The sequence below is a fragment of the Tychonema sp. LEGE 07196 genome, assembly GCF_963890365.1.
Taxonomy (GTDB): domain Bacteria; phylum Cyanobacteriota; class Cyanobacteriia; order Cyanobacteriales; family Microcoleaceae; genus Microcoleus.
Window position 1 is genome coordinate 44,828 of sequence record NZ_CAWPRX010000143.1, and the last position, 22,914, is coordinate 67,741.

Annotated in this window: 26 protein-coding genes and 1 other RNA gene; 9 read left to right on the forward strand and 18 right to left on the reverse strand. The window is 45.0% G+C overall.

What is annotated here, in order from left to right; translation table 11 throughout:
* The first annotated feature begins 21 nt into the window (after window positions 1-21).
* Entirely contained in the window at window positions 22-1,614 is a 1,593-nt protein-coding gene (locus AACV78_RS16425; RefSeq protein ID WP_194008800.1) for a DGQHR domain-containing protein, read from the forward strand.
* 98 nt (window positions 1,615-1,712) lie between these two features.
* On the opposite strand, the gene AACV78_RS16430 is transcribed toward AACV78_RS16425, so the two are convergent.
* The 10 genes from AACV78_RS16430 to AACV78_RS16475 all read right to left on the reverse strand — a co-directional run bounded on the left by AACV78_RS16430 (window position 1,713) and on the right by AACV78_RS16475 (window position 9,433).
* The gene (locus AACV78_RS16430) at window positions 1,713-2,072 is read right to left on the reverse strand and encodes a type II toxin-antitoxin system RelE/ParE family toxin (RefSeq protein WP_194008801.1); all 360 of its coding nucleotides are present in this window, start codon (window positions 2,070-2,072) and stop codon (window positions 1,713-1,715) included.
* Window positions 2,065-2,301 (reverse strand): hypothetical protein, encoded by a 237-nt coding sequence (locus tag AACV78_RS16435; RefSeq protein WP_194008802.1) that lies wholly within the window; start codon window positions 2,299-2,301, stop codon window positions 2,065-2,067. The genes AACV78_RS16430 and AACV78_RS16435 overlap by 8 nt, the downstream gene beginning before the upstream one ends.
* Before the next feature lie 29 nt (window positions 2,302-2,330).
* The gene (locus AACV78_RS16440; protein WP_194008803.1) at window positions 2,331-2,546 is read right to left on the reverse strand and encodes a DUF6887 family protein; all 216 of its coding nucleotides are present in this window, start codon (window positions 2,544-2,546) and stop codon (window positions 2,331-2,333) included.
* Window positions 2,547-2,635: 89 nt separating this feature from the next.
* A complete protein-coding gene (locus tag AACV78_RS16445) occupies window positions 2,636-3,682 on the reverse strand; it encodes an endonuclease/exonuclease/phosphatase family protein (protein WP_194008804.1) in 1,047 nt (348 codons plus the stop codon).
* 10 nt (window positions 3,683-3,692) lie between these two features.
* Window positions 3,693-4,163, reverse strand: coding sequence for a DNA phosphorothioation-associated protein 4 (locus tag AACV78_RS16450; protein ID WP_194008805.1), 471 nt, complete (start codon window positions 4,161-4,163; stop codon window positions 3,693-3,695).
* Between the two features lie 80 nt (window positions 4,164-4,243).
* Window positions 4,244-4,564, reverse strand: coding sequence for a nucleoside triphosphate pyrophosphohydrolase (locus AACV78_RS16455; protein ID WP_194008806.1), 321 nt, complete (start codon window positions 4,562-4,564; stop codon window positions 4,244-4,246).
* 12 nt (window positions 4,565-4,576) lie between these two features.
* Complete coding sequence (locus AACV78_RS16460; RefSeq protein WP_194008807.1) at window positions 4,577-5,233, reverse strand: Uma2 family endonuclease; 657 nt, start codon at window positions 5,231-5,233, stop codon at window positions 4,577-4,579.
* Entirely contained in the window at window positions 5,223-7,289 is a 2,067-nt protein-coding gene (locus AACV78_RS16465; protein ID WP_194008808.1) for an AAA family ATPase, read from the reverse strand. Before AACV78_RS16465 ends, AACV78_RS16460 begins: the two co-directional genes overlap by 11 nt.
* Entirely contained in the window at window positions 7,286-7,561 is a 276-nt protein-coding gene (locus tag AACV78_RS16470) for a hypothetical protein (protein ID WP_194008809.1), read from the reverse strand. The genes AACV78_RS16465 and AACV78_RS16470 overlap by 4 nt, the downstream gene beginning before the upstream one ends.
* A gap of 525 nt (window positions 7,562-8,086) precedes the next feature.
* Complete coding sequence (locus AACV78_RS16475; RefSeq protein WP_339383683.1) at window positions 8,087-9,433, reverse strand: DNA phosphorothioation system restriction enzyme; 1,347 nt, start codon at window positions 9,431-9,433, stop codon at window positions 8,087-8,089.
* 21 nt (window positions 9,434-9,454) lie between these two features.
* Here AACV78_RS16475 and AACV78_RS16480 point away from each other — a divergent pair, with 21 nt between their 5' ends.
* Complete coding sequence (locus AACV78_RS16480; RefSeq protein WP_194008811.1) at window positions 9,455-9,634, forward strand: hypothetical protein; 180 nt, start codon at window positions 9,455-9,457, stop codon at window positions 9,632-9,634.
* Between the two features lie 168 nt (window positions 9,635-9,802).
* Here AACV78_RS16480 and AACV78_RS16485 read toward each other — a convergent pair whose 3' ends face one another.
* From AACV78_RS16485 to AACV78_RS16505, 5 genes are all read right to left on the reverse strand, one after another.
* Window positions 9,803-10,378: a Uma2 family endonuclease gene (locus tag AACV78_RS16485; RefSeq protein WP_194008812.1), complete on the reverse strand. Its 576-nt coding sequence runs from the start codon at window positions 10,376-10,378 to the stop codon at window positions 9,803-9,805.
* Window positions 10,379-10,405: 27 nt separating this feature from the next.
* Entirely contained in the window at window positions 10,406-10,846 is a 441-nt protein-coding gene (locus AACV78_RS16490) for a hypothetical protein (protein WP_194008813.1), read from the reverse strand.
* Window positions 10,847-11,239: 393 nt separating this feature from the next.
* Window positions 11,240-11,623, reverse strand: a complete 384-nt coding sequence (locus tag AACV78_RS16495) for a phasin family protein (protein ID WP_194008814.1) — start codon at window positions 11,621-11,623, stop codon at window positions 11,240-11,242.
* Window positions 11,624-11,646: 23 nt separating this feature from the next.
* An RNA gene (ffs, locus tag AACV78_RS16500) (signal recognition particle sRNA small type) lies at window positions 11,647-11,743 on the reverse strand.
* Window positions 11,744-11,766: 23 nt separating this feature from the next.
* Window positions 11,767-12,033 carry a YciI family protein gene (locus AACV78_RS16505; RefSeq protein ID WP_194008815.1) on the reverse strand — a complete coding sequence of 89 codons (267 nt, stop codon included), beginning with the start codon at window positions 12,031-12,033 and terminating at the stop codon, window positions 11,767-11,769.
* Window positions 12,034-12,161: 128 nt separating this feature from the next.
* Between AACV78_RS16505 and AACV78_RS16510 the strand changes: the two genes are divergently transcribed.
* Window positions 12,162-12,743: a 2'-5' RNA ligase family protein gene (locus AACV78_RS16510; protein WP_194008816.1), complete on the forward strand. Its 582-nt coding sequence runs from the start codon at window positions 12,162-12,164 to the stop codon at window positions 12,741-12,743.
* Window positions 12,744-12,880: 137 nt separating this feature from the next.
* On the opposite strand, the gene AACV78_RS16515 is transcribed toward AACV78_RS16510, so the two are convergent.
* On the reverse strand, window positions 12,881-13,582 hold the full coding sequence (locus tag AACV78_RS16515) for a ComF family protein (RefSeq protein WP_194008817.1): 702 nt from the start codon (window positions 13,580-13,582) through the stop codon (window positions 12,881-12,883).
* Window positions 13,583-13,656: 74 nt separating this feature from the next.
* Here AACV78_RS16515 and AACV78_RS16520 point away from each other — a divergent pair, with 74 nt between their 5' ends.
* The 3 genes from AACV78_RS16520 (at window position 13,657) to AACV78_RS16530 (ending at window position 18,096) form a co-directional block, all read left to right on the forward strand.
* The gene (locus tag AACV78_RS16520) at window positions 13,657-16,107 is read left to right on the forward strand and encodes a putative PEP-binding protein (RefSeq protein WP_194008818.1); all 2,451 of its coding nucleotides are present in this window, start codon (window positions 13,657-13,659) and stop codon (window positions 16,105-16,107) included.
* Between the two features lie 1,165 nt (window positions 16,108-17,272).
* The gene (locus AACV78_RS16525) at window positions 17,273-17,719 is read left to right on the forward strand and encodes a hypothetical protein (protein ID WP_194012970.1); all 447 of its coding nucleotides are present in this window, start codon (window positions 17,273-17,275) and stop codon (window positions 17,717-17,719) included.
* Window positions 17,720-17,922: 203 nt separating this feature from the next.
* Window positions 17,923-18,096, forward strand: coding sequence for a hypothetical protein (locus AACV78_RS16530; RefSeq protein ID WP_194012971.1), 174 nt, complete (start codon window positions 17,923-17,925; stop codon window positions 18,094-18,096).
* Here the strand turns inward: AACV78_RS16530 and AACV78_RS16535 are convergent.
* Both AACV78_RS16535 and AACV78_RS16540 read right to left on the reverse strand, forming a co-directional pair.
* Window positions 18,093-18,380 carry an RNA-binding regulator gene (locus AACV78_RS16535; RefSeq protein WP_194012972.1) on the reverse strand — a complete coding sequence of 96 codons (288 nt, stop codon included), beginning with the start codon at window positions 18,378-18,380 and terminating at the stop codon, window positions 18,093-18,095. The two genes, AACV78_RS16530 and AACV78_RS16535, sit on opposite strands and share 4 nt — an antisense overlap.
* Before the next feature lie 153 nt (window positions 18,381-18,533).
* On the reverse strand, window positions 18,534-18,752 hold the full coding sequence (locus AACV78_RS16540; RefSeq protein ID WP_194012973.1) for a ssl0294 family protein: 219 nt from the start codon (window positions 18,750-18,752) through the stop codon (window positions 18,534-18,536).
* 285 nt (window positions 18,753-19,037) lie between these two features.
* Here AACV78_RS16540 and egtC point away from each other — a divergent pair, with 285 nt between their 5' ends.
* The 3 genes from egtC (at window position 19,038) to egtD (ending at window position 22,657) form a co-directional block, all read left to right on the forward strand.
* Window positions 19,038-19,826, forward strand: coding sequence for an ergothioneine biosynthesis protein EgtC (gene egtC, locus AACV78_RS16545; RefSeq protein ID WP_194012974.1), 789 nt, complete (start codon window positions 19,038-19,040; stop codon window positions 19,824-19,826).
* Window positions 19,798-21,120 carry an SUMF1/EgtB/PvdO family nonheme iron enzyme gene (gene egtB / locus AACV78_RS16550; RefSeq protein ID WP_194012975.1) on the forward strand — a complete coding sequence of 441 codons (1,323 nt, stop codon included), beginning with the start codon at window positions 19,798-19,800 and terminating at the stop codon, window positions 21,118-21,120. The genes egtC and egtB overlap by 29 nt, the downstream gene beginning before the upstream one ends.
* A gap of 493 nt (window positions 21,121-21,613) precedes the next feature.
* Window positions 21,614-22,657, forward strand: a complete 1,044-nt coding sequence (egtD, locus tag AACV78_RS16555; RefSeq protein WP_194012976.1) for an L-histidine N(alpha)-methyltransferase — start codon at window positions 21,614-21,616, stop codon at window positions 22,655-22,657.
* Window positions 22,658-22,914: the final 257 nt, after the last annotated feature.

Here is a 22,914-nt window from a genome sequence, read left to right on the forward strand (position 1 = left end):
GTAATTATATAAAAACTGCGAATGAATACCAACCCAGCGGCTGACCTCGCTAACCAATTTTTGGAAAAAGAACATCGCGAAAGGCAGGAAATCGCACTGTTATTAGATAATTATTTAGGAAAAGACGATCGCATTTTCGTACAAAAAACCCACATGGGAAACACCGAAGCCTACATCGGTTCAGTCACCCTAGAATGGTTAGATTCCCGCGTCCGTTTCGCCTCACAAATGCCGCTTTTCCGACAAAAATTTGACCTCAAAACTAACAACATTGTCCGCGACGACGAAACCATTGACGAAATTATCCAGCGCCCCTTGGATTGGTCGCGCCAAGCCCCACTAACTCAATATTTAGCAGCCCGAAAATCCCACAAATTCCCCGCAGTTTTAGTAGTCGTCAGCCCCCCTTGGGTAGACAACCCTCTAGCAGAAGAATGGGATAAAAACGGCGTAGCAACCAAATCGGCCGCTGAATTCACATCCTTTGATAAAAACGAGAATTTAGGGCTATTGAATATATCTAAAAATATTTCTGTTTTTGCCTTAGACGGCCAGCACCGGCTGATGGGAATTCAAGGTTTAATGAGTTTAATTAAAACCGGAATCCTGCAAAGATACAACAAAAATAAAAAACCTGTCGGCGCTGCAATTACTCTCGAAGATTTAGCCCAAGAGTATCAAATTGACCCCGACGAAGTACACAAATTAGCTTACGAAAAAATCGGGATTGAGTTTATCCCGGCGGCTGTGGCTGGGGAAACCCGACAGCAAGCACAACGGCGCGTGCGATCGATCTTTGTGCACGTTAACCTCATGGCGGTAACGCTGAGTCAGGGCCAGCTAGCATTATTAAACGAAGACAACGGATTTGCAATTTGCGCCCGCAAAATTGCCGTCACCCATCCTTTATTAAAAGAGCAAGATAACAGAAATCCCCGCGTCAATTGGGACAGCGCCACAGTCGCCGCCAAATCAACTGTACTCACAACATTGCAAGCGCTGCAAGATATGTCGGAACGGTATTTAGAATACAAATTCCCCCATTGGAAGCCGGAAAAAAAAGGTTTAATTCCCATGCGTCCCGAAGATGATGAACTAAAAGAGGGAATTGAAGAGTTTAAGAAGTTGTTCGATAATTTAGCAACTTTACCAAGCTATCAAAGAATTGAAAGCAGCGAAGAAACCTTAGAATTGCGCCGATTTAGTTTTGAAAAGCCGGGGGGCGAAGGAAATATTTTGTTCCGTCCAGTCGGTCAAATTGCCTTAGCTAATGCTTTGGGAATTCTAGCATTTAGAAAGAAAATTTCGCTGAAATCTATTTTCGACAAACTCCGCAGATTCGATGTGGATGAAGGATTTAGCCACATGGACAATCCTGAATCTGCGTGGTACGGGATTTTGTACGATCCGAATAAAAAGCGAGTGTTAGTTTCTGGAAGGGATTTAGCAGCGAAGTTAATTGTATATTTGGTGGCGGGAATTGATGACGATATGGATCGGGCTCATTTGCGGCAAGCTGTGGCGCAAGCGAGAACTTTTGAGGATAAAGCTATTAGTTTTAATGGCAGGTTTGTGCGGCCGCAAGAGGTGGGATTGCCGCCGGTGCTTAGCTAAGTTTATGTGCTGATAGTGGCAGCCGTCAGGGATTGAAATCTACGGGGATTGTAAAGTGCGATCCCTTAATTTTGAGCCTAGTTAACGTTATTTCTTGATTATGATTGTTGCCGATTGCGGAAGCTATCGATAAGATCATTAATTTCTTCTACAGCAACCGTTTCTTGGTCAGATTTGGCATAGATGATGAGCAAGATAAAACGAGTGGTTGATGTGACTTGATAAATAATGCGATCGCCTCCACTTTTCCCTTTACTGATGTCGCTGTTTTTGGCTCTTACTTTGAAGACAGTGTAGCCTGTACCGGAAATGCGATCGCCTGGACATTCGCCTGCTTGTAACTGCTGTAGGAGGGGTTGCAAGTCGGTTTGAATCTGACGATAACGTTTAGCGAGGATTCGGAGTTGGCGCTTGAACCTATCCGCAAACAGAACCTGGATGCTGGGTAGTTCAGACATCAATACCATCCCAAAGTTCTGCGATTGGGTGAACTTTGCCGTCTTCTACTTCCTGAAGCGCAATCCGAAGGCTGTTAAGGATATCTTCTTTAGATATATCTTCTTCGTCTTCTTGAAACACTTGGCGTAGGGATTGCAAAATCAGGGTTTCGATCGGCAGGTTGAGTTGGCTAGCTTTCTCAAGAAGTTGCTGTTCTAAGCGATCGGTAATGGTGAGGTTAATTTGCATGGGGTGTGCCTCTCAATTTTATTAGATGGCTAACTGCTGCGACTTCTTGCCGCTTCTAATTTGCGACGGATTGCAGCTTGAACTTTTTCATCGAAATCAGGATCGCCGGGAGTTGCAATAATCCTCAGCGGATGCTGATTGATTCTATCTAAATACGCCCCAAAAGCGGCTCGATCTCCACGATGTCTGAGAAAATAATTTTTCAATGCAGTATTCGACATTGCGTTGTAGTTAACTTGGCTCATCAGCAAACTCCCCATTTTGTCAATCGAACACTACTACGGATCGCGATTGCACCAAAATTATCCTCTGAATTTAGATATATTGTACCACTTCATTTTAACAAAACCAATTCCGCTCCCACGGGCAAATGATCGGACTCAGTGGCATCCAAAACCGCACCGGATTTTGCACCCCAATGCTGGGAATACCAAATATAATCAATCCGACAAACCGGATAGTTTAATTTCCAATTCGAGCGTTTTACCAAAAACTTAAGTTCCCAACCGTGAGGCCAGGTAAAACCAAACCCAAATCCCGATTTTCGGAAAGAATCTTGCATGACTTGCTGCACGTTGTTGTAGTCTTGAGTTTCGTCTGTCATATTAAAATCCCCCGCGATAATTACTGGCAGAGTTTCTTTTTGAAGGCGAGCTACTAAATCTTGAATTTCGCGCGATCGTTTGCCATATTTGTAAACTGGAATTTTGAGAAAACGAAATTTTTTATATATTTTCAACCACGGCCCGGTAGCTTGCATATTATAAATCACTACTTCGTGTTCGTTAAAGTTAATAACTGCCCGCTGCTGTGTTTCTGGATGATCTGCTAAGTGCAGTATTTCGCTGGATACAATCGGATATTTACTGAGAATTCCTACCGGGGGAATGCCAATTTGATAGGGGTAGTCTGTTTTTAGCCAGGTGAAAGCTCTTTCGGTATGTTTTTGAACGATTTCTTGTAAAAATATAATATCGGGTTTTTGCTGTTGAATGAGTTTAACTAAAGTTGGTGACTGTGTTGTATACCAACCGACGTTATGGGATAAAATTTTGATGCTGGGCTGGGAATCTGTGATGTCGAGGGGTGCGGGAGAAAAGTATTTGACGTGCAACCAACTTATTAGGAGAATGCAGCCGATCGCCGAAATTATTGAAAACCATCTTTTTTTGATAATTGACAATCCGATGAGGGGAAGCAGGAAAATTGGGAAGAAAATCAAGGGGATAAAAGTGCTAATTAAGGCGATAATCCACAGCCTATCCCAAAAAATTAGTTTGAGAATCAAATAGCAAATAAGTAATGCTGAGTAGCTGTAAGCGAAAATTTTTACAGATTGCTTGAAGCCTCGGTTGATGAGATTTTTGGGTAGGTGCGGCATGGGGAATTTGTTAGAATAAGAACTTGCTTAAATCGAATTCTTCATTTGACCGATGTTGGTTGTCTCTTTCAGAGATTAAAAACAACAAAAGGCGATCGGTATAATCCGCCGCACCTCGAAATTCTTCTCGCAAAATTTCCAGCCCGCCGTTAGCATATTCTTCAAAAATTTGCAAGCGCTGTGCTTCCAATTCTGCATCGAGATGGGAGAGGATTTGAGGATTTTTAGTTTCGGCGATCGCAATTAGCTTGATCGCCATATCGTAACCCCTGGATATAAAAATATCAATATCAATGGCACCGGGTTCTCGTTTAGAAATTTCCCCCAAGGGCGATCGCTTTTTCCGCTGATTTCCCAAGGATGCGGCAAAGACAATGACATCGGCGTAAGTCTGAAAAGGGCCGGAGTTGTTATCCAATAAAGTTAAGGATTTCACTAAATCGGCTTTGTCTTTAGCAATTCTAATTCTGTTAGCAGCCATTGGGATTAATATGTAATTTTTAAATTGATAGAGTAACCGCAGATGTCAAGCAGATCAACAGAGATTAACGCAGATAGTTTTTAGAATGTTCGTAATAACATAATTTTTTTGGCAAAACTTCCTCTGGCTTCCCGGCGCTTGATTTTTTCGGCTAAAAGCCGATCGCCCGAAATGCCAAAACTGATCGTCACCGCATCCATCACCTCAGACAAATCCGCCAATTCCGCCACCAAATCATCCTCATCAGCCACCGCTGCTTCCCCCGCTTCCTCAATCAATTTCTGGCGCAAAGCTTGACGGTATTCGCGATCGGACAAAATGACAAACTCGCATTCATTCCCGCTTTGGCGAATAATTTCAGGAATGCGATCGCGCACCAACTTATGATACTCTTTTTCCATGTCAAACTCCCTTTAACCTTGACTAAAAGTTTGAATCAACCAGCGATTAATTTCCCCATCATCTTGAGTTTGACTTCGGTTCAAAGCTTCCTCAACTAACGCGATTTCCAGCCCCGGTAAAACCCGCGACTCTTGAATCCTGCCGCTACCTCCGCCATTAATCGCAAAGGCAAAAACCTCCCCAGTATTTGCACGATCCACCCAATATTCGCTAATTCCTGCATCTTCATAAAGCAACCGCTTGCTACCCAAATCATCGTTAAAAGAAGATGCACCAATTTCTATTACCAAATTCGGCGGATCGTATTCATTTAAATCAACAGGTGAATTGCTGTCATTAGGAGGCAGTCTTAAATCGGAACCAATGTAGTAAGCTAGATCGGGTTGAAACTCATGAATACCTGTTTTCCGAAAACTGGCATTAATCAACTGCACTACTCGGATATTTTTCAATGTAGCAAACAGACTGACTACAGATGCAAGGATTGAATGTTGATGCCCGTGCAATGGCCCTACTGGTGACATTTCTACCCTTATTTGTTCTTGATAATAATAAAATTTTCCCTTTTCCAAAGTTAAATCATCAGCGAATGCCAGAAACTCTTCCCATGTCGCCTTCACCCAAATATCCGTTTCCAAAACCTGTGTAATTGCCGAATTAGAAGCCATAATCCACCTCTACAATTTTCGTATATTCAAATTCATCTGAACTGCGCTTAACTAAAGCATAGCGCGTTCCGCCCAATTCGATCGCATCTTCTTCGCAATCAGCTTTCGGAGAATTGTACTCCAACACGTATTCCCTACCGATGGAACTTTCCATTTCTCTAGCAACTTCTCCGCGCCACTGAGTTTTTGTTACTAAAACTACTAATTGATTCGCTAATTTAGGCAGTTTATTCGCAATTTGTTTGCGATAAATCTCATCCAAACTGCCAAAGGGAGAATCCATCACAATCGGAAACGTACTGCTATCGGGGCCCATCAAAGTATTTTTTTGACTCCACTCGCGCACGCCCTCAATAATTCCGCCGATAAACGACAAACTGAGGATTTGATTTTCTCCTGTAGAAGCGGGGACTAAAGATTCGTTTCCCGATGTATTTTCTACTAGCGTCAGTTCGTATTTGTCGCTTAATTTGGGGAGGTAAGGAGTAAAAGAAATTTGACTAAAAATATCTTGCACTCGCTTTTCTAGCTGAGAACAAAACTGTTTTTCTAAGCGCGATCGCACTTCAGTTAGGCGATCGATCGCATCCTGAGTCGCAGCAATCCGGCGCTGGGCCAATACTTGCTTTTGCTCGTTCAGTTGCTGCTTGTCGATTTGCTTGTCCAAAGCAGCAACCTGCGCGTTCAAACTCTCAATCTGCTGCTGGTTAGAGCCAGTTTCCCGGTGCAAATCGCCAAGGTTTGCCTCAATTTCATCCAAGCGCTTTTGCAAGCGGCTGACATCGCCGTCAGGGAAATTTTTCAGCTTGCTGTGAATATCGTCTAACTGGTTTTCCACCCGCGAAATTTCTGTTCTACCGCGATGAATATTGGCTTGTTGGCTGTCAAGTTCCTCCCAAAAATCAGCCACTTGTCTATCAATTTCATTAACGCGATCGCTAATCCGAATAGTAGTTTCTTCCACATCGCCAACAACCGCTTTATCCATCCAACCACTCACATTTTCGCAAGCAACAGAATCGGGAGTTAATTCCGTACCGCAGATGCAGCGCTGCTGCACTAATAACTCTTGCAAAAACGGCCGCCCAATCCCCGAAAGCAACTCACCTTTTTCGCGCAAATTTCCAAAAATCGAGTTAAATTCAGCCGCAGCATCCGACAAAAATACCGCGTAACCGCGCCCGGAAATTGCTCGTTGAAGCGCTGATGAAGCCCGATCAATTTCTTCGTGAAATAAACGCCGTTGCTTTTCCAATTCGTCTCGCAACTGTTGCAACTCAGCAGCACCGCTGCGTTCCAGCAAATCACCGTTAACTGCTTTTTTTAATTCGCCTTGATTAGTCAATTCTTTCTCAATTTCTACTTGTCTTTGTGAAAGTTGGTCTACCTCTTTCTGCAAAGTTTGCTTTTCTTTTAAAAGTTTTTTGATTTCGTAACCGCCAATCATGCTCAAATCTGTTTCTAGAGATTTTTTTGCGTCTCCCAAATGTCGGATCGAGCGATTCAGTACCTCTACTCCCAGCAATTCCTTAGTAGCTTCGGCAATTTCTGCTTTCTTATCGTGGCGAACAATTTGCTCGATTCGTTCCCCATCAAAAAAGAAATATTGATGTAAATTTACTGGTAAAATTCGTCCGATAATATCATCGGGATGCTGGGCTGTTGGCATCCAACGGCCGTCATCTTTTGCTACTTGCAGGAACAATTCGCCTTTGATGTGTTCTACACCATTTTCACTTTTGTAAGCACGGCAAACACGCCTTGCTTGGTAGCGTTTGCTGTCGTGTTCAAACACAACTTCTGCCCAACAACCTACTGCTTTTCCCATTTCGGCTTCAGCAAGAGCGCGCTTGTTTACTAATTGTTCTTCCGCCGCAAAAGCCGTGCTAAATTTTCCGTACAACACCCAGGTAAAAGCATTCATCAGTGCAGTTTTTCCAGCACCGTTATTACCGTGAATTACTGTAATATTTTGCTCGCCCCAAGCCAGCTTGATTTCGGGACTTTTGCCGAAAAACTGCCGAAAATTGCACAGAGTAAGTGAAATTAACTTCATACAATTGCTTCCCTAATAATTGTTAAAATGTCATCGCTAATATAGCGGGGAGATTTCATATATAGTTTATCTTTTTCTAGTTCCAATACCCGCTCGATAATTTGTCGGACTTCCGGCGGCGCGCTAGTAATCGGTTGCTGTACGTCGCTCAAGTCTTTGTCTGTGTAATAGCCAGAACGTTTTTCTGCTAAAATGCCGATCGGTACGGGTGCGATCGCACTATCTTCATATGTAAAAGCGATTACCAAATTTTCATTCAAATTTTCAGCCATAATTAGAAGAAGGAAGAAGGAAGTTCGGCAACGAGCAATGTACGGGATGTAACGGATGTAACGGATGTAACGGATGTAACGGATGTAACGGATGTCAGTCCGTCGGAAGAAGGTAGAAGGTAGAATGCTTATATATAGCGGTTCTCAAGCTTGGTGAGGTATGCCCGGTTTGGCCTATGCCCTATCCTCACTCCTAGCACCTCATGTTACGCTCGAAAGGCTATAGTTAGCTTTTTTGTCATCTCTATTTGACGCTTAATTAAGTGGATTTACTTATTTTATTGCAAAAATCACAAACTACAGGGTTACGTATGGGGTGAGAAACCGGGTTTCTACGAGTGTTGTTATCGCGTCACGAGAAATCTGTAAAGAAACCAGGTTTCTAGGATTTTTGTGACGAAAAACGAGGAATTTACGAAGAAACCGGGTTTCTGAGTTCGTAAGTGCGATCGCTCACGAAACTAGCAACTCAAACTGCAATAAAATAATTTTATCTTTTTAAGATAAACCGAACCGGAATAAATGTCAAATATCTAACAAGCCATAACGCTTTTGAAGTTGCAGCAACTTTACCCTAGCTTCCCCAGCATTGTCAGCTAAATCAGCAAATTCTAAGAACCGCTTCAACTCTTTTCTGAGCAGATTGCGCTCGACTTCTAAGGTTTCTCTGCCCAAATCGGGAGGCAAAACAATCATGTCAAATAAAGTGGCTCTTTCCTTTCCCGGATGCGGCCGCAAAATGCGTCCCCGGCGCTGAATAAACTGGCGCGGATTGCTGCTGCTTGCTAAAATAACAGCATTGCGAATTGCTGGAATATCAACGCCTTCATCCAAACAGCGAATCGCGACTAAACCTTGCAATTCTCCACTTTCAAATTGCTGGCGCAATCTTTCTCTTTCTGCTAACGGAGTCGCCGCCGTGTAGGTGTTAACTCGATAGCCTAATTCTGCACCTAATAACTTTGCGGTTTCTGTTAGTTGGCGGTTGTTATTGCGGCGCGCACTTCCTTCGATCGCGCCATCGCCGCAGTAAAATAAAGTATGGGCCGTGTCGAGACGGTTACTCATTAATTTTCGCAAAGCTGTTAATTTATTAGCCGCCGCCCCAATTAACCGAGAGCGCTGCATTAGTAAAGTTGTTAAAATATCGTTTTCTGCTACTTTTTCATCACCCCAAAGCGCCCATCCAATTTTTTTAGTTAAATAGGAATATTTGCGGGTTTCAGCTTCTGTCAATTCTACTAAAATCGGATAGTATAAATAATGTACTAAGGCTTTTTGTCGGATAGCATCGGCTAAGGTAAGCTCTGGTTGCAAAACCGGGCCGAAATAATCGAAAATAGATTCGGTTCCCTGTTCGTCAAAGTGTCTTTGTGGGGTGGCGGAAAGGGCGAGGCGCAGTCCAATATTGCGCGGCAAACTTTGTCCCAAACGGGGTGCGCCTAAGTTGTGAACTTCGTCTCCAATAATTAGGGTTTTTTCTGGGAAATAGCGGATTTGCGACTGCAAGCTATCCGACATTAAGGTGGCATTTGTGGTGATAATTGTCAGAAATAGTCCCTCGATAGCTCGCACTTCATACAAACCCGCAGCCAGCTTATTTTGCCAACTGCGGGCGTTTTCAAAGGCTAAAATAGGTTTTAAACCAAATTTTTCCGATTCGCGCGCCCACTGATTCACTAAGTGGCAGTAGGGGCAAATTACGAGCAATACTTTAAGGTTAATTTTATTATATAATTCAGTGGCGATCGCCAGTGCAGTAATCGTCTTACCGCTACCAGTCGCCATCTTCAGCGTACCGCGTCCCCGATTCGCAAACCAATTATCAACCGCCGCCCGTTGATATTGTCGCAATTCCAGCGATGGCGGCATTCTCGGAAACCCAGATTGCAAATGATTTACCGCCATTGCGATTTACCTTTAAATGCCGTTAAGAAGAAGGAAGAAGGAAGAAGGAAGAAGGAAGAAGGAAGAAGGAAGAAGGAAGAAGGAAGAAGGAAGAAGGAAGAAGGAAGAAGGAAGAAGTCAGTAGGGGCGGTGGATGGTGCGTGCCCGCCCTCCTGCCGTCATTAGTCATTAGTCAGTAGGGGCGGTGTTCCCAAATCGAACGTCCAACGTCATCAGTCCGATGGAAGTCGGAAGAAGGAAGAAATACACAGGAACGTTTTTTTCGCGAGTCGTATTTTACATTTAACTAGATGGATTTAGTTAGATGCAAAAGTCCCTATACTCCAATGTAGCTTACACGCGATCGAAACTTAACAACCCAAACAAATTATCCGCCGACATTTGCAAACCTGACAGCACATCGAGCACCGGCAAAATATCCTGATTCTCCTTCCCCTCTGGTTGCTGCTGCGGCTTAAAAACCAAAATTAATTTTTCTTCCGGGTCAATCAACCAACCTAACTTAGCACCGTGATTTAAGCAAAACAAGATATTATTGATTACCCGAGTTGGATTTTGAGCCGGCGATAAAATCTCAATTGTCCAATCAGGGACAATTTTAAACTTGTTTTGTATCTCTCCACTAGCATTAAGAGGAATGCGCGACCACTCGAACACTGCTATATCTGGAACAATAGAACGTCCCCCAAAAGTGCAGCGCAATTCAGGAAAAGCATAAGCTAACTTCTGCGGTTTACCAACTTGATTAATAATCGATGGAAACTCGAATTGCAGTGTACTGTGTTTTCCTTGCGGCATAGCTTTTTGATGAATTTTACCGTCAACATACTCGCTAGCCGGCTTAGTTTCTGGCAGTAGCAAAAACTCTTCCAGAGAAATCTTTGACGGAGACTGAATTGACGTTAACATAAGCGATTAAACCCTCAAAAACTCCGATCAATTAACGTCGCTGTCACCTTCCCAATCCTGACAACTCTCCGATTCCACACCAGTAGGGTGCATGGCACAAACCAACAAATTTCCGCCGTAAACTTGGCCGTGATAGTTAGTGCAACCGCGACAAGCCGGCTGCTGAGTGGTCGAAGGGTCTACATAAGTCACCACCGACCAATCTATCTCATCAAACTCTGGGTCGAACTCCCGAACAATTTCAATTATCGGTTCTAGAAATTCATTGAGATAACCGTCGAATTCATTAAAATAACCGTCAAATTCAGCAATCAGGTTATTTTGTACTTGTTCTGTAAACTCTTCCGAAATCTTTGCCAAAACGTCCAGCATTTCGACAAATTCATCGCTAACATCGCTGAAAAAATGCTCTACGTCAGAAGCAGCATTTTCCATTACTTCAAAAAAACCTTTTGACCAATCTTCCATGAATTTGACAGCTTACTATTGCAAAGTATTTAACATAGTCCGGGACACATCAAGCCCAAGAAACCCGGTTTTTTACTCTCATCAGGTTGCAACGGGCGTATTGTAGTAAAAAAACTCGGTTTCTGACTACCCCCACGTCCGGGACTATCACAGATAAGTGCAGCCAGCCTCATGCGAAGCGATCGCACCTACTCTCAATTCTATTACCTATTGCTCTATATCCATCCACATCGGATACCATTTTCCTGAAACAATCCAACTGTAGGTCAACTCCAAACCCGCATCCAGTCAATCATCCCCAATTTAAAATCGAAAAATCTAAAATTGTAAAGGGAACTCAAGAGTATTATCTTGAGTTCCCTTTATGCTTTGCTTTGCGAGCTTTTTTTGAGCTTAATCGCGCTTCAGCTTTCGCAATTCATCTTGTAAATTCTGTACTTGTTCGCGGAGTTTATCTACGCCGCCGGTTTCTTTAGCATCTGGTGCCGAAACCTCTTCTTCCTCAGAAACAATTTCAATCCGGCGAGGTTCAGCCGGTTTTTTGTCCCCAGTTACTTCTACTGGCGGTTGCTGCTGCTGAGCTTGTTGCACCATGTCTTCGACAAAGCGGCGTGCTTCTTCCGTTGACATTTCGCCCCGCTTGACTAATTCATCGGCCAGCTTTTGGGATTCAGCGCGCAATTCAGTCAACTTGCTGCCTGCTTTTTCACCAGCATAGGAAGCTAGCCCGACACCAAGATAAACTGCCTTTTGTAAAATATCTCCGAAACCAGGCATAGGAGCTACACCTCATAAAACAAGGTGAACCGGAGACCACGCCTATTACAAGCATCCCGTGTTGCTGCTACCTTCCGGTCCTGACAAGATTTGGGCGTTGGAATCGCGTGGGTCCAGTTCATTTGTGAGTATAACACATTTATTTATTCTTCAACCACACACCAGTGATAAATTTCATAAATAACGCAACCGTTTTTCACCAGGGGGTCTTCAGCAACGATCGCCCTTGCCTCATCCATCGAACCCGCCTCAAACATCAACATACCGCCGCCCCGCCTCGCCCAGTAGCCAGTTTTAGCTCGGTGTCCTTTAGAAATCAACTCTCGGACATAAGCTCTGTGAGCGGGCACATACTGGTCAAATACAGGCTTTTCGACAATTCCTTGCTCAATTTTGACAAACCAAGGCATTTTTTATTTTGGATTTTAGATTTTAGATTGGGGATTGTAGATTGGGAATGAGGTTTTTGGTACGAGGAATTGAGTAAATACTCGATCGCCCGTACTCAGCCACTCCTTCCTTACTGCGATGCTACCCTATGAACCAGTCAAAACAGCGATTTTTTATTGCTCTAGTGCCGCCCCCGGAAATTCAACAGCAGATTAATGAGATTAAACAGTATTTTGCCGAACACTACAACAGCCGCAGTGCCTTGAAGTCACCGCCCCACATCACCCTGCAACCTCCTTTTGAATGGCCAGCGGCGGAATTTCCGAAATTAGAGGAAAGCTTAAAAAAATTTTCCGCACACCGGCTGTCAATTCCCGTTAGCCTATGCGGTTTTGCCGCTTTCGCGCCCCGCGTCATTTACGTAGATGTTGTCAAATCCCCCGAATTGCTAGAAATCCAAACAGATTTGATCAGTTATATTGAGGCGAATTTGGGAATTGTCCCTCCAGTTAATCAGAATCGCCCATTTGTACCGCACATGACAGTAGGATTTCGCGATTTAACCAAAGAGAATTTTCAAGCTGCTTGGTTGGAATTCTCAGGGCGCCAACTCCACTTTGAGTTTACCGCTGTGGCATTAACATTGCTGCACCACGACAGCAGCCGCTGGAACATCAGCAAACAGTTCCCGCTTAATATCGAACCCGCAACAAATTTAAATCAATCGTGAAAACTCTTCCTTCTCTACTCTTCCTTCTCTACTCTTTCTTCGCGCCGCTTCGCGTCTTCGCGGTTAGTTATTCCAAAAAAACGTGATAAACTATCGACATCTGAATGCAATTTCGATGCAGAAAACCTGTTGAAAATTCAAGGTAAAACAGGTGGCAGACTGCCCTTAGTGGGAGTTGCCAGAGCCACAGTTCCGTAAACCAAAATTCCCGACTCTCGCAATATTTTAATAGCCGATTTAACCGTAGTGCCGCTAGTATAAATATCATCAACTAACAGCACTCGATCGCGCGGGCGACGGCGGCGAAAATCTTTCCCCAAAATTAAAGCATCTTTCATTTCAGCTTTTCGCTGCTGTGGTGTTAGAGCAAATAAAGGCTGAGTATTTTTCACCCGATCCAAACCGTGGCGCTGCAAAGGTAAACCAGTGAGCTCGCAAAAACTTTCCGCCAAAAGTTCCGCCTGGTTAAAACCCCGCTGCTTGACCTTTTCTTTGTGCATGGGAATTGGTACAACGGTTAGATTGTCAATAGCTAATTCGGGAAAACTCAGCCAAGCTTCGGCCAGCCAGCCGCCGAGAGGTTTCGCTAATTGGGGATTTCCCTCATATTTCAAAGCTGCGATCGCCCGTTTCAGAGTCCCGCCGTACTCGCCCCACACAAAAACCCGCTCCCCACCGTCCCAAAATCGAGCGGGATCTGCTAACTGACATCGCTGAAGTTGTTTGTGACAGTACGGACAAAACTCCTCGGTCGCAGGTCGCTGACAAAGAGGACAGTTAGACTTAAGAAATAGATTAAGTAAAGATTTGACTAATCCCGTCCATTTTCGGTTGTTCATCCTAAAATTGTGGTAATTGATTAATCGGAAAAACTATCAAAATTCAATCTGTTTCTAAGGACAGGCTCGATCGCGTGACAAACCTCTACCGGCTAGACAAAATTCAACCTTCAGACCGAGATGCAGTGGGAGAAAAAGCATTTTACTTGAGCTGTTTGCTCGCTCAAAATCATCCCGTTGTACCGGGTTTTGTCGTGCCGGCTCAAACATTTTGGCAGTTTGTAGAGTCGATCGACTGGCTAGAACCGCTATTTGCTGACTGGCCCCACTCTTCCCTGCACCTAAATGTTGACGATCCCAGACAACTGCAATCGATCGCCCGCAGCATCCGCCACCAAATCCTCACCAGCAAACTGCCAGATTCACTGCCCTCCACCCTAGAGTCTGCTGTTTCTCAACTCAACTCAAACTCCAAAACCTTAATTTTTCGCCCTTCCCTGACTTCCTGGCACCCAAAAACAGCCGGAATTTTGGAAGATCGGGCAGTACGCGCACAACCAGAAGCCATTGAAGCCGGACTCAAACGAGCTTGGGCAGAACTGTTTAGAGCCCGAAGTCTATTTTACTGGCAGCGGTGCGGCCTGGAGATAAAGCAAATCAATCCTGTAGTTTTGGTGCAGCCTCTGGGGCGGGCGATCGCCGCGGGCGAAGTGAAAATTAAGGCCGGTGCAGCATGGGAAATCCAAGCCACCAGCGGTTTGGGAATGTCCCTCCCCAGGGGAGAAACCATCCCCGATTACTATCAAGTGCAGCCAGAAACAGGCGCAGTTAAATTCCAGCGGCTAGGTTACAAAACATTAGCCTACGACCTCAAAGCCGACGGAGAAAAACCGCTCGCCCAACAGCAGCTAGGCAATTTTTCCGCTTTCCCAATTCCCGATTCTCCATTTCTAATTTATGATTGTGCTGACAGTTGCGTGGAAGTGTTGGCGCTGGAAGAGAAAGCACAAACTGAATATGTTTTAGAAGAATCGCAACTACAAAAAATTATTAAAGCCAGCAAACAAATAATCGCTGAATATGAGTCTGATTTAATCTTAGATTGGACGATCGAACAGACAGAAAACAGCGGCGAAACGCAGTTGTATTTCACTCAGATTCGTTTTTTGCCAGGGGAAAAAGTCGCGCCGAAACGGGCTGTGGCGATCGCCCCGGCGAGAACTCCGGCGATACTCAGAGGTTTGGCCGCCGCCTCGGGAAAAGCCGAAGCAATTGCCCAAGTCATCGCTAATTCCCACCCAGAAAACGCTCAATTCTTGGCAGGAGGCATTTTGGTAGCCCGGACAATCGAGCCGCACTGGCTACCTTGGCTGAAAGTTGCTGCGGGGGTAGTTGCCGAAGAAGGAGGCATGACAGGCCACGGCGCGATTTTAGCGAGAGAGTTGGGGATTCCCGCCGTTGTGGGAGTTGCTGGGGCGACTCGGACGATCGCCTCCGGGGATTCGGTGTTGGTAGATGGCGATAGCGGAGAAGTTTTTAGTACCGCCCCAGATTCGGCGACTGACACAGCAGAAAGCAGCCGACTTGAGGAAACAGCAAACAATCCAGATATATACAGTACGGCAGCAAAAATGTCAATAGCAAACCACCAATTTTCAGCATCGGATCGATCGTCCAATCCCGGCCTTAAATCTCGACGGGTACAATCTCCCGCATCAGTTTGGGGCGCGCCAACAGCGACTCAACTGCTAGTTAATGTCAGCCAAACAAGTTCGATCGAGCGCCTCAAAAATCTACCAATAGACGGCATCGGATTGCTGCGATCGGAATTGATGGCATTGGAAGCTTTGGACTGTCAAAACCCCAAAGTTTTGCTGCAAAACGGCCGCCAATCGGAATTTGTCGATCGCATGGCCGATTGCCTCAGTTTATTTGCAGCAGCCGTTTCGCCGCGGCCGATATTTTATCGCTCTCTCGATTTGCGCGAATCGGGAGCCATCGGCAGTTTTAGTTATACCTTTGAACCGGAGTTATTTGATTGGGAACTGTGCGTGCTTCAAAAAGTCTGCGATTGGGGCCATACAAATATCAATTTAATTTTGCCTTTCGTGCGCTCTGTGGACGAATTTGTTTACTGCCGCGAGCGATTAGACAAAAATTGGCAAAACCGACCGAGCGAATTTCAAATATGGATGATGGCGGAAGTTCCTTCGGTATTATTTTTATTGCCAGATTATGTAAAAGCCGGAGTTCAAGGAATTTCCATCGGCACTAACGATTTAACTCAATTTCTATTAGGCATTCACCGCAACTCCGAACAGTTAGCCGGTGGTTTCAGCGGGCGCGATCGAGCAGTAATGAAGGCGATCGAACAATTAATTCAACAGGCCAGGGCTGCGGGCATTCCTTGCTCGATCTGCGGCGACGCGACCGCACTGTATCCTGAGATAGTTGAATCCTTGGTGCGGTGGGGGATTTCGTCTATTTCCGTCAATGTCGATGCTGCAGAACAAACTTGCAGGGCGATCGCCCGGGCCGAACAGCGCTTGCTTCTAGAAGCCGCTCGATCGATCGTTAATAATTGATCTCAATTCCGGTTGCACTCTTGGGGAATTGTTGACTGTTGACAGTTGATTGTTGACTGTTGGCTGTTAGCTGTTAGCTGTTATTTGTTATTTGTTATTTGTTAGTTGTTATTGGGGATTGAGAATGGAAAATTGGGAATTCGTAGCCAGTAACCAATAACCAATAACTAATGACCAATGACCAACAACTAATGACTGTTGACTGTTGACTGTTAGCTGTTAGCTGTTATTTGTTATTTGTTAGTTGTTATTGGGGATTGAGAATGGAAAATTGGGAATTCGTAGCCAGTAACCAATAACCAATAACCAATAACCAATAACCAATAACTAATGACCAATGACCAACAACTAATGACTGTTGACTGTTGACTGTTGACTGTTAGCTGTGAATCGAACAACTGAAAATTGCACCGAGACAGGTGGCGACTTGTAAAAATTATTCATGAATTGCCCTCTAATTTATCATTTCGAAGCAGCCGAAAACGATAGGATATAAGCTGTTGCGGCAAATCAACATTGCGTGTCAAAAATTACTAAAATTCTAGTGAGACTTTGCTCCAGCGCCGTTTAAATTATTTTGGAAATTCAAGCCTAATCTAAGTATTCGGATGTTATAAATGAAAATTTAATAACTTAAGCAATTGCTCGTTACTTTCGCTCGGCCTGGTAATGCAGGTGCGGAGGAAGAGCCTCCTTTGAGGAAGGCAACTTACAGGAGAGAAGACTTTAGGAGGTGTTTAAGTTATTAATACCAATGGAATAAAGTAGCGCTAGATATTACCCCCCCAACCCCCCCCGCGATTTCGGGGGGGGGCTAAGAGTTCATCTACAGCACATTTTTAGAAAAATGGTATAAGTATTCGGATGTTAGCGTATTGGGTATTAACGATTGTATCAACCATGTTTTTTTTACTCACATCTTGCACCTGTGGCAAAAACCGGGTTTCTGACCGCGAATTTAGCATCACAACCTATATTTTTCGTTCAGAAACCCGGTTTTTAAGAGCTGAGAATGGTGCTCTTCTGTCAGTTTTACAGACATATTGCCCTCAACCGCAAATTTTGTCCGGGCTGCCGGGTTTGGGAACCTAAGTCCTCAATAAAAAGATCGGATTTTCAAGCTAAGATAGAAATATCGCCAACACCTGACCCGGAGCAACAAACAATGAAATCAAAAATCATTGCAACCGCAGCAATACTTGCCGCCCTCGGCTGTCTGCATGCCCATCCTGCATTATCTCAACCGGCAACTGGCGGCGGCCCGCAACCCGGATTTTGGCAGCCTCAAGGGCAGGTTGACACTACTCGGAACATTACCCTCAGACTCTTAAATCAAACCGGATTAAACCTAGAATACGGTGAATCAGGTGTTGGTTTATCATCCTTGCCCGTCGGAGCCAGCAAAAACATCATTGTTCGCGTCAGCAACCGCACGGCCGACATTGCCAATATTCCGATTAATGTCAAAGGAGGAACCACAACTTTGAAATACGACTACAGCGTAGATTCTCAGACAAATCTTGTGACGGTTCGGATCGCTAGATCGGATGGTCGGACTAGGCAAGATCGGTCAGTTTATATTGATGAAAAAGGCAGAATTTACTCTTTCTAAAACCGACGGCGATCGACCCGGTTTTTCCTGATAATACCAATTTAATCAATACTTGCTATAGATGAATTCCTAGCCCCCCCGAAATCGCGGGGGGGTTGGGGGGGTTCTATGTAGCAATTATTTTGCACGGATGGTATAAATCTTGGTTTTAGCAGGAAAGTATCCGGGAAGAAATCGGGTTTCTGGACTCGATCGCGTAAATTATGTATGTTTCAAAAAGTCGGAATCAAGTGCAGCCGATCGAAAGTGAATTTTTTTGTGCAGCGGATTTAACATTGCATTCCCAAAATCAACAGCAGCTAGCAATTCGACGCTGGCGCGCACTTGCACATCAGGTTAATTCCGAGAGGGATGTCAACCGCTGCATCGCGAATTAATATCCGCTGTTCCTGTTAAAACCGCTGTCTCGATTTCCCTCTTCTTTCGGTTTGGCTTTGTTTACTCGCAAGGCGCGCCCCATCCACTCTGCACCGTCTAATTCGCCGATGGCAGCGTCTTCTTGGGCATTTTCCATCATCTCAACAAATGCAAAACCGCGCATCCGACCGGTTTCCCTGTCGGTAGGCAAGACAACCCGCTTGACAGTGCCGTATTCTGCAAATACTGCTTTCAGGTCTTCTTCGGTGGCGCGGTAAGAGAGATTTCCAATGTAGATAGTCATGTCGATCGAACTAAACTTGTTGTGCTGTATATAATCTCTTAATTTTACTGTCAAGTGCGCTCTAACGGACAACGGGGGCGATCGCACCTGACTCAAAGGGTTTGCCGCACTGACAAACCCTTTGGTACTGAGTGCAATAGTTACTGCTGTGCCTTAGTCGATCGAGATCGACTGAGGCCCAGTGCTTTTACTGTTAGTCGCTTCGGTTGCCGGAGGAGTGTAGGAAGTCGAACCGGCTTGTTCGTCAATCCAGCTTCTGACGGGATCTTCGTGAAGGTTGAGTCGAAGCAGGCCCGAAAAAAATCCGCCCGTAAAGGCGATGGGCTGTTGGATCAATTCTTTGACCACTGGGATGAGTTCGTCGAGGAACATTCAAGAGTCTCCTTGTGCTGCTGGGGTTCTACCTTTACTGTACCGTTTGTACTGCGATGCTGGCAGCGGGCTAAGCTGTTGCTCGTATAGATTGTGTATGGCGATTGAGGGGGAGAAGGGGAGAAGGGGAGAGGATTTGAGGATTTTTGATTGCCATCAAAATATACAGTTTAAATGCACAACAGCTTACCAAAAACCCAGTTCCCGGCGCTGGTACAAGACGGGCCAACGGGCAATTTTTTGCCGAATGATTTAGAATGCTAATCAATTTGCTGTAAAAATTATATGTGCCGTTTGCTTGGCTACCTTGGCGGGCCGATTTTACTAGATTCTATTCTGTACAAGCCGGAACATTCCCTAATTGTGCAGAGTTACGAGCCCCGCGAAATGACTTCAGGCGTGGTTAATGCTGACGGTTTTGGCATCGGTTGGTATCACCCGCACCTAGAGACTGACCCGTTTACCTATAAAAACATACAGCCAATTTGGAGCGACCTCAATCTACCGAGTATCAGTCGATACGTTGAATCCGGCTGCGCGATCGGATACGTTCGCAGCGCAACTTCGGGACAATCTGTAGATTTGAGCAACTGTCAGCCGTTTGGGTACGATCGCCTGCTGTTCGTACACAACGGCTTCGTGAAAAATTTTCGCCAAACTCTGTACAGACCAATTCGCGATCGCCTGTGCGATACCGTTTATCAATCAATTAACGGTACTACCGATTCAGAACACATCTTCGGCTTATTTGTCAATGAATTGACAGACAAAAATCTGACCCTACAAGCAGCTTTGCAAAACTCCTTGAAAATCTTGGCAGACTTAGCAAAAGTTCAGCAAGTAGAATTTTCAGCTAACATCATTATCAGCGACGGACACCAGCTCGTTGCCTCTCGCTTTGCTTCCCAAAAAACCCCTCCCTCCCTTTATTGGGTGCGGGACGATCTAAACTTTCCAAATTCGGTCATCATTGCTTCAGAGCCTTTATTTGCTGGCAATTGGCACGAGTGTCCAGAAAACAGCATTATCAGTACGGGAGCAGACGGTGATCTCCAAATCTATCCAATCTTGTAGAGAGGCAATTTATCGCGATTTGCAGCAGTGTCGCCGCGGCACTTTTAAATTATTTGCAGACATAGATTGCGATACTTTCTGCCGCCTCGCTCATCCTGATTTCAGTCCGGTTGGCTGGCATTTAGGTCACATTGCTTATACTGAAGATTTGTGGCTGTTGCAGCGATGTGCTGGGTCGAAGCCAGTTTTTCCTGAGTATCACCAACTGTTTGCTGCGGATGTTTTGCCGAAAAAACAACGGGTTTTTCTGCCGTCGCTACCAGAAGTTAAATTGTATCTGGATGCGGTGAGAAAAAAGGTGTTAGATTATTTGGAAATAGCGCCGATAGAGGAGCAAGAACGTCTCTGGCGGTTTATAATTCAGCACGAAAGCCAGCACTGCGAAACAGTTGCTTTTGTGTTGCAAATGCAGGAGAAGCAAGGAAGGCGCGACAGGGATTTGGACGCGGATACACGGATTAATTATCCGCAAGGGGGAAGAAGGCAGAGGGAAGAAAGAATATTAATGCCCGATTGCCCTGTTTGGCCGATGCCCGATGCCCCATGCCCAATTCCCAATTCAGAAATTGAAATTCCGGGGGGGGAATTTTATATGGGAAGCGATGCTGCTGAGGCTTTGGATAACGAGCGATCGCGCCACTTGTGTTATTTAGAAGCATACGCGATCGATCGCTATCCCGTCACTTGCGGTCAATACCGAGATTTTATGGCATCCGGCGGCTATCAAAACCCTGATTGGTGGTCAGTAGAGGGGTGGAAATGGCTCAAAGTTCATTTAGTCGATCGCCCGCTTTACTGGTCAGAAAATCCAGCGTTCAACAACCATCCAGTTTGCGGCGTAAGTTGGTACGAAGCCGAAGCCTACTGTAACTTCGCCGGCAAGCGTTTACCATCAGAAGCCGAATGGGAGAAAGCAGCGAGTTGGGATGCAGCAAATCAAACAAATCGCACCTATCCTTGGGGAGAAGCACCGCCCAATGCCAGCCTGTGCAATCACGGGAATAATCTGGCAAACACATCGCCAGTTGATGCTTTTCCAAAAGGAGCGAGTGCGATCGGCTGCTGCGATATGTTGGGCAATGTTTGGGAGTGGACTGCCTCCACATTTGACGCTTATCCAGGATTTGAAAGTTATCCTTACAAGGGATATTCTCAAGTTTATTTTGATGGAGAACACCGAGTTTTGAAAGGCGGGAGTTGGGCGACTTTTCCTCAAGCAATGCGATCGAGTTTTCGGAATTGGTACTATCCGGGCGTGCGGCAAATTATTGCTGGTTTTCGCTGCGCCAAGTAGTTGGCTGTGCAATTATAGCCGCAATCAAATAGGATCGAGCGTGAGGACTTTAGTCATTTGATTTCTGAGAGGACTAAAGTCCTCACTACAAACTTATAATGATTTTACGGACATCATATATAGGACGGACGCATGGGGGCCCATAAACCGTTTTTTTTACGGAAAGACTTCGTTAGAGCATCGCAGATAAGCGTAAAAAACCCGGTTTCTTTGTCGGAGTGCATCGCGAACTGATATAAATGGCTGGAGAGGGAATTTGGGACGAAATTGGTTGGCGAAATGCCAAACTTTTTCCCATGTAAAAATATCCAGCAAAAAAGTTTGGTGAATTATTTGATAATTTTAGTCGATCAATTTTAAGTTTTAATTTGGGGAGCGATCGCCATTTAATGAGAAAATACAGAACGAAAATCAAGATAAAAATCTCCCTTGAGCCTGATATTTGGCAGCGCGACTGCGTGCTATACCCATTAGTGCATCCTAATTTTATTCTATGAAATCCCCAAAACTGTCCGAGACGACAAACCGAGCCTCAACAAAGGAAAATCGCCTGCACTTAGAGCGTCTTGTCAGCGCGACAGCACCCACACCCGCAGAAATCAACGCAGGTAGCGAAGTCGTTAGCGGGTTGACTCAAAACCCCAAAACCGTGCCTCCCAAGTATTTCTACGACGATCGCGGATCGAAGCTGTTCGAGTTGATTTGTCAACTGCCAGAATACTACGTGACACGCACGGAGACGGCAATTTTGCAAGAGTGTGCAGGGGCGATCGCCCGTTTGACGGGCCCGTGCGAAATCGTCGAACTCGGCAGCGGCAGTTCCACCAAAACTCGGATTCTCCTCGATGCTTACAACCAACTGCAATATCCCCTGCACTATTTGCCGATCGACATCAGTCCGACTATCCTAGAAAGCAGCGCTTGTCAACTCTTAGCAGATTATCCGTCCCTCCAGATTCACGGAATTGTCAGCACTTACGAATTAGCCTTAGCTAAAATTGCCCCGTCACCGCTGCCAACCCGAATGATTTGCTTTCTAGGCAGCACCCTCGGCAATTTAAACCATCAAGAATGCGATGTATTTTTCTCGCAAATTGTCGGTGCATTGCAGCCCGGAGAATATTTTTTATTGGGAATTGACTTGGACAAATCTAAAGATATTTTAGAACCCGCCTACGATGACAGTCAAGGAGTAACAGCAGCCTTTAACTTGAATATGCTGCGACATTTAAATCGCAAGTATGAAGGAAATTTTGATTTGGCGCAGTTCGAGCATTGGGCTTTTTACAATCAAGAAGAATGTCAAATTGAAATGCACTTGAGAAGTCTGAAAGCGCAAACCGCGAACTTGCGCGCTCTCAATTTAACCGTAGAATTTGCCGCCGGAGAAACTATCCGCAGCGAAATTTCGCGCAAGTTTAATCTCAATACGGTAAAGAAAGAACTTTCCCAGCGCGGTTTAAAGTCGGTGCAAGTTTGGACAGATCCAAAACAGTGGTTTGGCTTGATGCTTTGTCAGTTGACAGTTGACAGTTGACAGTTGACAGTTGTCATTAGTTAGTGCGAGGGAAAGAAACCGGGTTTCTACGATTTTTGAGAACAGGAGCGAGAAATATCGCAAGAAACCCGGTTTCTGAAATGGTGAGTGCATCCATTAACTTCTGAACTATTACTTTAGGGTTCACGTATGAGTTCCACAAACTAAAACTGTGTCTACTACGCCCCCTACTTCTCAACTATCAACTATCAACTATAGCAATCCTAAATCATTTGTGAATGTCTTACTCCCTCCCC